This is a genomic window from Micromonospora sp. NPDC047812 (assembly GCF_040704175.1).
In the GTDB taxonomy this organism is placed as follows: Bacteria; Actinomycetota; Actinomycetes; order Mycobacteriales; family Micromonosporaceae; genus Micromonospora.
In genome coordinates, this window is the sequence record NZ_JBEYRY010000009.1 from 1 (window position 1) to 12,258 (window position 12,258).

The 12,258-nt window shown below is 72.4% G+C and carries 10 protein-coding genes; 4 read left to right on the forward strand and 6 right to left on the reverse strand.

All coding sequences use genetic code 11. The annotated features are described in order from the left end of the window. Window positions 1–520: 520 nt before the first annotated feature. The 6 genes from AB0883_RS25415 to AB0883_RS25440 all read right to left on the reverse strand — a co-directional run bounded on the left by AB0883_RS25415 (window position 521) and on the right by AB0883_RS25440 (window position 6,426). A complete protein-coding gene (locus AB0883_RS25415) occupies window positions 521–1,369 on the reverse strand; it encodes a PmoA family protein (RefSeq protein ID WP_366643780.1) in 849 nt (282 codons plus the stop codon). 23 nt (window positions 1,370–1,392) lie between these two features. Beyond that, entirely contained in the window at window positions 1,393–2,031 is a 639-nt protein-coding gene (locus AB0883_RS25420; protein ID WP_366643782.1) for a hypothetical protein, read from the reverse strand. Further along, a complete protein-coding gene (locus tag AB0883_RS25425) occupies window positions 2,028–2,789 on the reverse strand; it encodes a carbohydrate ABC transporter permease (protein WP_366643937.1) in 762 nt (253 codons plus the stop codon). The genes AB0883_RS25420 and AB0883_RS25425 overlap by 4 nt, the downstream gene beginning before the upstream one ends. 128 nt (window positions 2,790–2,917) lie before the next feature. Continuing rightward, the gene (locus AB0883_RS25430) at window positions 2,918–3,901 is read right to left on the reverse strand and encodes a sugar ABC transporter permease (protein ID WP_366643784.1); all 984 of its coding nucleotides are present in this window, start codon (window positions 3,899–3,901) and stop codon (window positions 2,918–2,920) included. A 28-nt stretch (window positions 3,902–3,929) separates the two neighbouring features. Next, window positions 3,930–5,279, reverse strand: coding sequence for an extracellular solute-binding protein (locus AB0883_RS25435; RefSeq protein ID WP_366643786.1), 1,350 nt, complete (start codon window positions 5,277–5,279; stop codon window positions 3,930–3,932). Window positions 5,280–5,298: 19 nt separating this feature from the next. Beyond that, on the reverse strand, window positions 5,299–6,426 hold the full coding sequence (locus tag AB0883_RS25440; protein WP_121401425.1) for a LacI family DNA-binding transcriptional regulator: 1,128 nt from the start codon (window positions 6,424–6,426) through the stop codon (window positions 5,299–5,301). 239 nt (window positions 6,427–6,665) lie between these two features. Here AB0883_RS25440 and AB0883_RS25445 point away from each other — a divergent pair, with 239 nt between their 5' ends. The 4 genes from AB0883_RS25445 to AB0883_RS25460 are packed head-to-tail and all read left to right on the forward strand — an operon-like array spanning window position 6,666 to window position 12,231. Next, entirely contained in the window at window positions 6,666–7,994 is a 1,329-nt protein-coding gene (locus tag AB0883_RS25445) for a Gfo/Idh/MocA family oxidoreductase (protein WP_121401424.1), read from the forward strand. A 30-nt stretch (window positions 7,995–8,024) separates the two neighbouring features. Further along, entirely contained in the window at window positions 8,025–9,449 is a 1,425-nt protein-coding gene (uxaC, locus tag AB0883_RS25450; RefSeq protein ID WP_366643789.1) for a glucuronate isomerase, read from the forward strand. Next, entirely contained in the window at window positions 9,446–10,750 is a 1,305-nt protein-coding gene (locus AB0883_RS25455; RefSeq protein WP_366643792.1) for an enolase C-terminal domain-like protein, read from the forward strand. The genes uxaC and AB0883_RS25455 overlap by 4 nt, the downstream gene beginning before the upstream one ends. Next, on the forward strand, window positions 10,747–12,231 hold the full coding sequence (locus tag AB0883_RS25460) for a mannitol dehydrogenase family protein (RefSeq protein ID WP_366643794.1): 1,485 nt from the start codon (window positions 10,747–10,749) through the stop codon (window positions 12,229–12,231). The genes AB0883_RS25455 and AB0883_RS25460 overlap by 4 nt, the downstream gene beginning before the upstream one ends. The last annotated feature ends 27 nt before the right edge of the window (window positions 12,232–12,258 follow it).

The following is a 12,258-nucleotide window of genomic DNA, read 5'->3' on the forward strand; positions in this document are numbered from 1 at the left end:
TGGCTTATCAAGCACCCTGTTGAGTTCTCAAAGAACAACCACACACCGCCCGGAAACCCCACACCGTGGAGCCCCCGACCCGGGGCATTTCGTTCACCGCACCCGCCGCTTCCCGCGCCGGGCACTTTTACTACGTTACCCGGTGGCTTCCGCCGTGTCAAACCGCTTCGTAGCGATCCGCACCACTTCAATCCATTTCCGGGCATCCCGACGACGTCGACTCTCGCCGACGGTCTTCGGGAAGTTCGGCAGACCGGCCGCTTCGCGGTCTCCCGCGAGCTCGCCCGGTTTCCTGCCGGCCGTGAACCTTACCCGGTCGGTTCCGCCTCGCCAAATCCGCCTCGCGACGGATCCGGGGCACCGCCCGTACCGGCCCCGGTGGGAGAACCCCACCCGGACCGATGGTCTCACCGCGCTCCGGCCTGGCCAGGATTTTCACCCTGTTCGTCCGTTCCGCGCTGGCAGAGAGAAAGTTACGCCCGCCCGACAAGATCGTCAAATCCGGGGGGCGAGGGCCGCGTCACACCGTCCCGTCGGCGGCCAGGGCGGCGGCCGTCGCCTGGTCGAGCGCGCCGTCGGCGACGACGACCCGGTGCCGCCCGGTGCGACTCGTACCCGCGGTGATCACCCTGGGCCGGTCGAAGGCGAACGCCACGCAGACCCCCGGGTACATCGCGGTACGGACGAACCACCGGTCGCCCTTCGCGAGCCCCGCCAGAACGAGCGTGTACGCGGCCCCGTCCGGTCCGGTGCCGGCGAAGGCCAGCCACGGCGCGGCGCTGCCGTTGACCGCGTCCTCCCCCTCGGCGGTGGCGGTGTACACCCGCGCGGGTGTCGCGCTGACCGCCCGCCAGAAGAAGCCGCCGTAGCCGGCGCCGCCCGGGCGTCCGTTGGTCGCCGGGCTGCCCAGGGTGACGTCCCGGTCGGCGGGAGCGGTCAGCGTGTACCCGACGTCGAGGGCCCAGGCCCGCTCGCCGACCCGCTGCGCGGCCAGCTCCCGCCGCTCGGTGAGCAGCACCGCGGCGTCCCGGTCGCGCCACTCCAACCGGTGCGCCAGCCGTTGCGGGTCGCGGGTCTCCCAGCGGGTGTGCGCGATCCGGCCATGGTCGTCGCGCCACGTGTAGCCGGTGTCGCGCACGTAGGTGCGCCCGCCCCAGAGGTTGGTGCCGTCGACGTCCTGCACGGCCAGGGACGCGCCGAGGTGCCAGACGTGGTCGGCCGGGAACGCGTCGGTGACCACCGTCCCGCCCAGGGTCCGCACCGGGTGCAGGTACGGGCGGGGGCCGTGCCGGGGGTCGATCGCCGGGTCGACGACGTACCGGGCCACGGGCACGTCGTCGACGCTGAGCTGCCGATCGTTCTCGGTCACGCCGGCCGGCCGGTCCTCGCCCGTCACGACTGTCCCACCGGGGCGGGCACGGCCCGCCGCGCGACGGCGTGCAGGGCGGCGACCACGTACCCGGCGAGGATGGGCAGCGCGACCGGGATGACCAGGACGGCGAGCAGCGCGGCGACGGCGCCGACCCCGCCGGCGGCGGCCCAGGTGCCCGGGCGGGCGCGGCAGGCGCCGGCGGCGACGCCGGCGGCCTCCCGCCAGCCGCGGCCGCCGCGGCGGCCGACCTCCACCACCACCAGCGCGGCGTAGCCGGCCAGGGCGGCGGCCAGCACGACGGTGACCAGGAGCAGCGGTGCCCCGCCGGGGACCCGGCCGCCGGCCAGCGCGGCGACGTTCACGGCGAGCAGCCCGAAGGCGGCGACCGTCAGCACGCTCACCCCGACGCCGGGCAGCAGGGCGCGGCCGTACCGGGTCAGGTTCTCCCGCGCGGAGGGCCAGGACCCGACGGTGTACCGGTCGTGCACCGCCGCGCTCGCGGCGGCCACGGCCGCCGCCGCGGTGACCACCGGCAGCGCCGCCAGGGTCAGGACGATGCCGAGCACGGCCAGGTCCGTGGCGTCGGTGAGCACGTCCCGCCAGTCGCGGCGGGCCGGCCCGTCCTCCCGGTCCGGCCCGCCGTCGCGGTGCGGCCTCATCCCTTGAGTCCGCTGGTGTTGATGCCCTCCACCAGCATCCGCTGGAAGGCCACGAAGAACAGGAACACCGGCAGCAGCGACAGCACCGACATGGCGAACATCGGGCCGACGGCGCTCTGGCTCGTCGAGTCGATGAACAGCGTCAACGCCACCGGCACCGTGTAGTCCTCGAGGTCGGAGAGGAAGACGAGCTGGCGGAAGAAGTCGTTCCAGGTCCAGATGAACGAGAAGATCGCCGTGGTGACCAGCGCCGGCCGGCTCAGCGGCAGGATCACGTGCCGGAAGATGCCGAAGGCGTTCGCACCGTCGATCTTGGCGGCCTCGTCGAGTTCGCGCGGGATGCCCCGCATGAACTGCACCATCAGGAACACGAAGAACGCCTCGGTGGCCAGGAACTGCGGGATCAGCAGCGGCAGGTACGGCCAGTCGCCGCCCACCAGGCCCAGGCTGCGGAACAGGATGTACTGCGGCACGATCAGCACGTGCCCGGGCAGCAGGAGCGTCCCGATCATCACGGCGAACCAGACGCCGCGCAGCCGGAACCGCAGCCGCGCGAAGGCGTACGCGGCGAGCAGGCAGGAGACGCCGTTGCCGATCACGGTCAGCAGGCTGACCATCGCGCTGTTGAGGAAGAACCGGCCGAAGCTGAAGTCGAAGTTGGTCCAGCCGTCGGCGTAGTTGCCGGGGGTGAACTCGGTCGGCAACAGGCCGATGTTGTTGACGATCTCCTCCTGGCTCTTCAGGGACGTACCGATCATCCAGAAGAGCGGATAGAGCACGACCGCGACGATTGCGATCAGGATGAGCAGGCGCACGGCCTGCCCGCCGCCGCTGGCCCGGCGCGGGCCGGTCGTCGCCGGGGCTGCCGTCGGGGTTGCCGTCGCCGTCACCGGTCCTCCCCGTCCGAGTAGTGCACCCAGAACCGCCCGGTGCTGAAGAAGATCGCGGTGATGATCGCGATGGCGAGCAGGAAGACCCAGGCCATCGCGGAGGCGTAGCCCATCTCCAGGTTGGTGAAGCCGGTGATGTAGAGGTTCAGCGTGTACATCAGGGTGGAGTCGACCGGGCCGCCGGTGCCGTTGCTGAGCACGAACGCGGCGGTGAAGCCCTGGAACCCGTTGATGGTCTCCAGCACCAGGTTGAAGAAGATCACCGGCGAGAGCATCGGCAGGGTGACGGCGACGAACTGCCGCCACTTGCCGGCGCCGTCGACGGAGGCCGCCTCGTAGAGCTCGGTGGGCACCTGCTTGAGGCCGGCCAGGAAGATCACCATGGGCGCGCCGAACTGCCAGATGGCGAGCACCATCAGGGTCTCCAGCGCCCAGTCCGGGTCGTTGACCCACGGCTTGCCCTCGATGCCGAAGACGCCCAGCAGCGAGTTGAAGGCGCCCTCGCGGTTGAACATGTTGACCCAGACGATGGCCAGCGCGACGCTGCCGCCGAGCAGCGACGGCAGGTAGAACAGGCCGCGGAACAGCCCGACGCCGCGCCAGGCGCGGTTGAGCAGCAGGGCCACCCCGAGTGCGGCGGCCAGCTTCAGCGGCACGGCGATCAGGGCGAAGGTGAGCGTCACCCGCACCGAGTGCCAGTACGACGGGTCGGCGGTGAACATCCGCTCGTAGTTGGCGAGCCCGACCCACTCCACCTCGGAGAAGGGGGTGAGGATGTCGTAGTTGGTGAAGCTCAGGTAGAGAGACAGGAGCATGGGTATCGCCGTGACGGCCAGCAGGCCGAGCAGCCAGGGCGACAGGAAGACGTAGCCGGCCAGACCGTCCCCGTGCCGGGCCCGCCCGGCCCCGCGCCTGCCGGCGGGGGTCGGGACGGATCCGGTACGTCGTCGGGTCGGGTCGGGCGCCGTGGTCAGAGCCACGAGCCGATTCCTCTCGGTAGCGTCAGGGTCAGGCGATCGCGGACTTGCAGGCGGCGATGAACTGCTCCGCCGCCTGGGCGGAGCTGATCCGGCCGTACTGGGCGTTCTCGGCGGCCTTGATCAGCTCGGAGCGGACCTTGCTGTGCCCCTTGAGCGGGACCTGCGGCGCCTCGCCGAACTTCTCGGCCAGGTCGGACTCGACCTGGATCGACTGCTTCATCGCCGGGTCGGTGACGTCGTCGCTGACCACGCGGCGCAGGTCCAGGTTCGACGGCAGGCCCCGGTCGGTGCCGAGGATCTTGACCGCCTCGGGGTCGTTGGCCAGGAAGTTGATCACGTCGACCGCGACGTCCTTGTGCTTGCTGCCCTTGAACACGGACCAGTACATGGAGGCGCGGGCCCACTGGGCGCTCGGGTCGCCGGGGTAGGCGATGACGCCCAGCTCGTCCTTGGTGTTCTTCTTCAGCTCCGGCATCTGGTTGACCCAGACCCAGCTGGTGCCGGCCTTGCCGGTGACCACGAGCTGCTTGGTGATGTCGGTGGCGTTGCCCTCGTGGATGACGTCGGGGGTCGGGGTGGCGCCCCGGTCCCGGGCCCCCTTCCACAGGTCGAACCACTTCGTCACGTCCTCGGCGGTGAAGCCGAGTTCCTTGCCCTTGTAGAGGTCCTTGCCCTGCTGGCGCAGCCACACCCAGAACGCCTTGTAGTCGGCGCTCGGGTCCTGGGTGCCGGGCACCTTGGTCTTCTTCGCCACCTGCTCGGCCCAGGCGATGTGCTCTTCCCAGGTCATCCCGGTGGTCGGCTCGGGCAGGCCGTTCTTGGTCAGCAGCGTCTTGTTGTAGACCAGGCCCTGGGTGTTCTCCCCCGCGGCCACGCCGGCGAGCTTGCCGTCGACGACGCCGTACTGCCAGAGGCTCTTGGGGAACTTCGACACGTCGAGGTCGCCGGAGTCCTTGTAGGACGTCAGGTCGAGGGTGGTGCTGCGCGAGGCGTACTCGGCCAGGTAGTTGTCGTCGATCTGGAAGAGGTCCGGCGGGTTGCCGCCGGCGGTGAGCGTGGCCAGCTTGTCGAAGTAGCCCTGGTTGGCCTGCCAGGTCTTCTCGAAGGTGACGTTCGGGTGCTTCTTGGTGTAGAGGGCGAGGGCCTCCTCGGTCAGCTTCGCCCGGGCCTCACCGCCCCACCAGAAGACCGAGAGCTTGACCGGGGCGTTCGGGTCGGTGCTGGCCTCCTCGTCGCCGCCGCAGCCGGCGGCACCGAGGACCAGGGGCAGGGCGACGACCGCGGCGAGCATGCCGCGGATCAACCGCCGTCGGCGGACGGGGGTACGGTGAACGGGCACGGCCTGCGTGCCAGTGGTGGGGGGCGTTGCGGGGTGCATGTGCGCTCACTCCTTGGCGTTAGGAGGCGACGACGCCACCGGTGGCCGCGGTCGGGCGACCCGGGCCCGCAAGGCGATGCGGGCCCGGGACGACCAACTCGGCGTCGGGACGGTTCCGACCGTCCGCCGGCGCGGCGGCGGTCGAGTCGCGGATGACCAGTTCGGTCTGGAGCATTACCTGTGCGGTGGTACGACGGTCGTCGCTCGTGACACCCCGACCGCCGCGTGAGCCGCGGGCGGCGACGGTGTCGTGTTGCAGGAGCATGTCGACGGCCGTCCGGCCGGCGGCCGCGTTGGGCGTGGCCACCGTCGTCAACTTGGGCCGGGTGAGCCGGCTCAGGGCAATGTCGTCGATGCCGACGACGCTCACGTCCTGCGGGACGCGCATCCCGACGGCGTCGAGCCCTTCGATCAGGCCGATCGCCATCAGGTCGTTGTAGGCGAGGACCGCCGTGGCCTCGCTGCGGCGGACCATCTCGGCGAGGGCCGCGCCGCCGGTCTCGGTGGGCTGGTTGGGCCCGAGCACGGTGAACTCGGCGCCGCCGGCCCGCGCCGCGACGCCGGCCGCCCGGCGGATCTCCCGGCTGGTCCACGAGCCACGCGGCCCGCTCAGCAGCGCGATCCGTCGGTGACCGAGGCCGAGCAGGTGCTCGATGGCCGACCGGGCGCCCTGCCCGACGTCCATGGTCACGCACGGCAGGCCGGCAACCTGCCGGTTTATCACCACCAGCGGCACTTCGCGGCTGAGCTGCTCGATCATGCTGTTACTCATCCGCGGGCTGCACAGCAGCACCCCGTCCACCTGCTTGGCCAGCGCGTGGACCAGCTCCTCCTCGGCGATCGGGTCCTCGTTGGTGTCGGCCACGAACACGTGGTAGTCGCGCTGGCGGGCCTGGCTCTCCGCCGCCTTGATCAGCGGCGGGAAGAACGGGTTGGCGATGTCCGCGATGATCAGGCCGATGTTGTGCGTACGGCCGGTGATCAGGGCGCGGGCGGCGCGGTTGGGCCGGTAGCCGAGCTCCTCGGCACAGGCCAGCACCCGGCCCCGGGTCTCCGGGTTGACCAGGTGCGGGGCCGAGAACGTGCGGGAGACCGTGGAGATGTGCACGCCGGAGGCCCGGGCGACGTCTCGGATGGTGGCTGGCACGGCGGGGCCCTTCGTCCAGTGTGGCTGGGGTCACGTCAGGTGTCGCCAATTAATGCAAACGGTTGTGCCGGTGTCAACGGCCGATGGTTACAGATGCGTTTCGGCCACGCTCCCACCATGCGCTCAAATGCGCATCAAATCGGATCTATGCCGCCGGTTTGGCATCGATCGTTGACGCCGCCGCGCGCCTCGTGGTTATTTCGCTGCAAACCTTTGCAGCAACACGGGAGGCGGTCGACATGTCGTCCAGCACCGGTCAGCGGGTCCGACACGCCCTCGTGGGCACCGGGTCCCGGGCCGAGATGTTCGTCCGGGCGCTGGTGCGCGACCACGCCGACACCGCCGAACTCGTCGCCTTCGCCGACGTCAACCAGGCCCGCATGGACGCCCACAACCGGTGGCTCGGCGAGCTGGGGCACCCGCCGGTGCCGACGTACCGGGCCGACGAGCTGGCCGCCATGCTCGCCAAGGAGCGCGTCGACGTGCTGGTGGTCACCAGCGTGGACGACACCCACGCCGCGCACATCGACACGGCGCTGCGCGCCGGCTGCGACGTCATCACCGAGAAGCCGATGACCGTCGACGCCGCCGGCTGCCGGCAGATCCTCGACGCGGTCGCCGACACCGGCCGGCAGGTGCGGGTGGCGTTCAACTACCGCTACAACCCGCTGCACGAGAAGCTGCGCGAGCTGCTCGCCGGCGGCGCCGTCGGCGAGGTGGGCTCGGTGCACTTCGAGTGGCTGCTCGACGTGCGGCACGGCGCCGACTACTTCCGCCGCTGGCACCGCGACAAGGCGCACTCCGGCGGGCTGATGGTGCACAAGGCCGGGCACCACTTCGACCTGGTCAACTGGTGGCTGGACGCCACCCCCGTCGAGGTGTACGCCACCGGCCGGCTCTTCTTCTACGGCGAGGCCGGCCGCCGGCACGGCTACGCCCGCGACTACGACCGGGCGCACGGCTCCCCCGCCGCCGCCGACGACCCGTTCGCGCTGCGGCTCGACGCGCACCCGAAACTGCGCGAGCTCTACCTCGACGCCGAGGCCGAGGACGGCTACCAGCGCGACCGCAACGTCTTCGCCCCGGGCGTGGACATCGAGGACGACATGGCGGTGCTGGCCCGCTACTCCACCGGAGCGACGATGACCTACCACCTCACCGCGTACGCCCCCTACGAGGGCTACCGGGTGATGGTCAACGGCAGCCGGGGCCGGCTGGAGCTGGAGGTCGTGGAGAGCGACCACGTCAGCCCGGCGTCCGCCGGCGCGCTCAAGGGCGCGGCGCTGCACGGCGACGAGGCCGCCGCCGAGGCCGGCTCCGCCACGCTGACCCTGCGGCCGTTCTGGGCGCCGCCGCAGGTCGTACCCGTCACCGGACACACCCGCTCCGGGCACGGCGGCGCCGACGCCCGGATGGCCCGGGTCCTCATCGGCGGCGAACCGGACCCGATGGGACGGGCGGCGACCGCCCGCGACGGCGCCCTCGCCCTGCTCACCGGGCTGGCCGCGAACCGGTCCTTCACCACCGGCGCCCCGGTCCGGGTCGCCGACCTGCTCGACCTCTCCTGAGCCGCGAACACCCTCCGAGGAGCCCCACCCGTGCCCACGACCGACCTGCTCTTCCCCGCCGACCCCGCGCAGCGCGCGGTGGCCCGTCGGCTGTACGCGCTGGCCGCGCCCCAGCCGATCATCTCCCCGCACGGGCACGTCGACCCGGCGATCCTGGCCGAGGACCGCCCCTTCCCGGACCCGGCGCGGCTGCTCATCGTGCCCGACCACTACCTCACCCGGATGCTGCTCAGCCAGGGCGTCCCCCCGGCCGACCTGGGCGTGCCCACCGTCGACGGCAGCCCCACGGAGCCCGACGGGCGCACCATCTGGCGGCGCTTCGCCGCGCACTGGCACCTGTTCCGGGGCACCCCCTCCCGGCTCTGGCTGGAGCAGACCTTCCGCGACGTGTTCGGGGTGCACACCCCGCTCTCCCCGGCCACCGCCGACGCCGTCTACGACGAGCTCGCCGCCCGGCTCGCCGAGCCGGAGTTCCGGCCCCGGGCGCTGTTCGAGCGGTTCGGCATCGAGGTGCTCGCCACCACCGAGTCGCCGCTGGACGACCTCGGGCAGCACGCCAAGCTCGCCGCCGACGGCTGGGGCGGGCCGGGCGGCCGGGTGATCACCACGTTCCGGCCGGACAACGTGGCCGACATGGAGTTCGACGGCTGGGCGGACAACATTGCGCGGCTCGGCGAGATCACCGGCGAGGACACCGGGACGTACGCCGGCTACCTGGCGGCGCTGCGCCAGCGGCGGGCGGCCTTCATCGCGGCCGGCGCCACCTGCACCGACCACGGCCACCCGACCGCGCGCACGCTGGCACTGGGCGCGGACGAGGCGGCGCGCCTCTACGACAAGGGCCTGCGCGGTCTCGCCGACGCGGCCGACGCGGAGACGTTCCGGGCGCACATGCTGCTGGAGTTCGCCCGGATGTCGCTGGACGACGGCCTCGTCATGCAGCTGCACCCCGGCGCGGTGCGCAACCACAACCGCTGGCTGTACGCGCGGCACGGCCGCGACGTCGGCGGCGACCTGCCGCAGGCCACCGAGTACCTGCACGCGCTGACCCCGCTGCTGGACGCCCACGGCAACGACCCGCGGCTGCGGGTGGTGCTCTACACCCTCGACGAGTACACCTTCAGCCGCGAACTCGCGCCGCTGGCGGGCGGGTACGCCGCCCTGTACCTCGGTGCGCCATGGTGGTTCCTGGACTCGCCGGAGGTGCTGCGCCGCTTCCGCGAGTCGGTCACCGAGTCCGCGGGCTTCTACAACACCGCCGGGTTCGTCGACGACACCCGCGCGTTCTGCTCCATCCCGGTACGCCACGACGTGGCCCGTCGCGTCGACGCCGCCTACCTGGCCCGGCTGGTCACCGAGCACCGCCTCGGCGAGGACGAGGCCGCCGAGACCATCGTCGACCTGGCGTACCGGCTCCCGAAGAAGGTCTTCAAGATCGGAGAGAATGTCCTGTGAGTGTCACCGTCACCGCCGTCGACGTGCACGACGTGCGGTTCCCGACCGCCGCCGCCGGCGACGGATCGGACGCGATCAACCGGGGTGACTACTCGGCCAGCTACGTCGAGCTGCGCACCGACGCCGGCGTCACCGGGGCCGGGTTCACCTTCACCAACGGTCGCGGCAACGAGCTGACCTGCGCCGCGATCCAGGCCCTCGCCCACCACGTGCGGGGCCGCACCGTCGAGGAGATCTTCGCCGACCCGGTGGCGTTCTGGCGCTCGCTCAGCGCCGACGTGCAGCTGCGCTGGCTGGGCCCGGAGAAGGGGGTCATCCACATGGCCACCGGCGCGCTGGTCAACGCGGTCTGGGACCTGCGGGCCAAGCTGGCCGGCAAGCCGATGTGGCAACTGCTCGCCGAGCTGCCCACCGAGGAGCTGGTGGCCAGCATCGACTTCCACCACATCACCGACGCCATCACCCCGGACGAGGCGGCGGCCATCCTCGACAAGGGGCTCATCGGGCTGGACGAGCGCCGCGCCGGGCTGGAGCGCGACGGGTTCCCGTCGTACACCACCTCGGTGGGGTGGCTGGGCTACCCCGACGACAAGGTCCGGGCGCTGACCCGGCAGGCGTACGCCGAGGGGTGGCGGGCGATGAAGATGAAGGTCGGCGGTCCGCCCGCCGACGACCTGCGGCGGGCGCGGATCATCCGGGAGGAGATCGGGCCGGACGCGCTGCTGATGATGGACGCCAACCAGGTCTGGGACGTCGACGAGGCGATCACCAACATGGCCGCGCTGGCGGAGGTCGACCCGTACTGGATCGAGGAGCCGACGCACGCCGACGACATCCTCGGGCACGCCCGGATCGCGCGGGCGGTGACCGGGCTGACCGACGGCCGGTGCCGGGTCGCCACCGGTGAGGTGGCCGCCAACCGGGTCATCTTCAAGCAGCTGCTCCAGGCCGAGGCGATCGGCGTGATGCAGATCGACGCCTGCCGGGTCGGCGGCGTCAACGAGGTCCTCGCCGAGATCCTCATGGCGGCGAAGTTCGGGGTGCCGATCTGCCCGCACTCCGGCGGCGTGGGCCTGTGCGAGTACGTCCAGCACCTGGCCGTCTTCGACTACCTGCGGGTCGGCACCAGCCTCGACGGCCGGATGGTGGAGTACGTCGACCACCTGCACGAGCACTTCGTCGACCCGGTGCGCACCCGCGAGGGGCGCTACCTGCTGCCGCAGGCGCCCGGCTACAGCTCCACCATGAAGCCGGAGTCGATCGCCGATTTCCGCTTCCCGGACGGGCCGGTGTGGCGGTGAGCGTCGGCGCCGCCCGGCTCGGTCTCGGGACGCTGCGCCGGCTGCCGACGGACAGCCGCCCGCTGCTGCGCCCGGGCAGCGTGCCGGCGGGGATCGTCCACCTCGGGCTGGGCGCGTTCCACCGTGCCCACCAGGCGGTGTACACCGAGGAGGCCATGGCGCGGGCCGGGGGCGACTGGGGCATCGTCGGCGTGGCGCCACGCAACCCCGACGTGGTGACGACGCTGGCCGCGCAGGACAACCTGTTCAGCGTCACCACCACCAGCGCCGAGGGGTGCCACACCCGGGTCATCGGCGCGCTGGCCGGGACGCGGCACGCCGCGGGTGACCCCGCCGCCGTGGTGGCGCTGCTGGCCGACCCGGCGATCCGGGTGGTCACCCTCACCGTGACGGAGAAGGCGTACCAGCTCGACCCGGTGACCGGCCGGCTGCGGCCGGACCCGGAGGTCGCCGCCGACCTGCGCACCGACCGGGCGCCGGTCACCGTCCCGGGCCTGCTGCTGCGCGGGCTGCTCGCCCGGGCCGCCGCGCAGGGCCCGCCGCTGGCCCTGGTCAGCTGCGACAACCTGCCCGCGAACGGCCGCCGGCTGCGCGGCCTGGTCGAGCAGTCGGTGGCGTACGCGGGGGTGCCGGAGCCGCTGGCCGGCTGGGTGCGCGAGTGCGTCAGCTTCCCCGGCACCATGGTCGACCGGATCGTGCCGGCCAGCACGGCGCAGACCCTCGCCGACGCCGAGCGGGCCCTGGGGGTGGCCGACCTGGCGGCGGTGGTCGCCGAGCCGTACCGGCAGTGGGTGATCGAGGACGACTTCCCGGGCGGCCGACCGGCCTGGGAGCAGGCCGGCGCGGTGCTCACCGCCGACGCCGGGAACTGGGAGCGGCTGAAGCTGCGCGCCCTCAACGGCGTGCACTCGGCCGCCGCCTACCTGGGCGCGCTGGCCGGCCGGGAGACCATCGCCGACGCGCTGACCCTGCCGCACCTGACCACGGTGCTGCGTCACCTGGTCGCCGAGGACGTGGCGGCCAGCTTCGACCCGCCCGAGGGCGTCTCGGTCGTCGCGTACGGCGAGGAGGTGCTGACCCGGTTCGCCAACCCGGCGATCCACCACCGCACCCTCCAGGTGGCCATGGACGGCTCGCAGAAGCTGCCGCAGCGGATCCTGCACACCATCGCCGACCTGCGGGCCGGGGGGCGGCCGGCGCACTGGGCCACGCTGGTGGTGGCCGCCTGGCTGCGCTTCGCGCAGGGCCACGCCGACGACGGCAGCCTCCTGCCGCTGGCCGATCCGCTCGCCGAGGAGATCCGTGCGGCGCTCGCCACCGCAGCGCGGACCCCGGCGGGGGCCGTGGACGCGGTGTTCGCGCTGCGCGAGGTCTTCCCCGCCGAGGTGGCCGAGGACGACGACGTACGCGCCGAGGTGACCGGGTGGCTGACCGCCCTGCAACGGCACGGGGTGGCCGCGACGCTGGCGGGCGCCCGGTGACGGCCGCCGCTGCTGGGGCGACGCCGG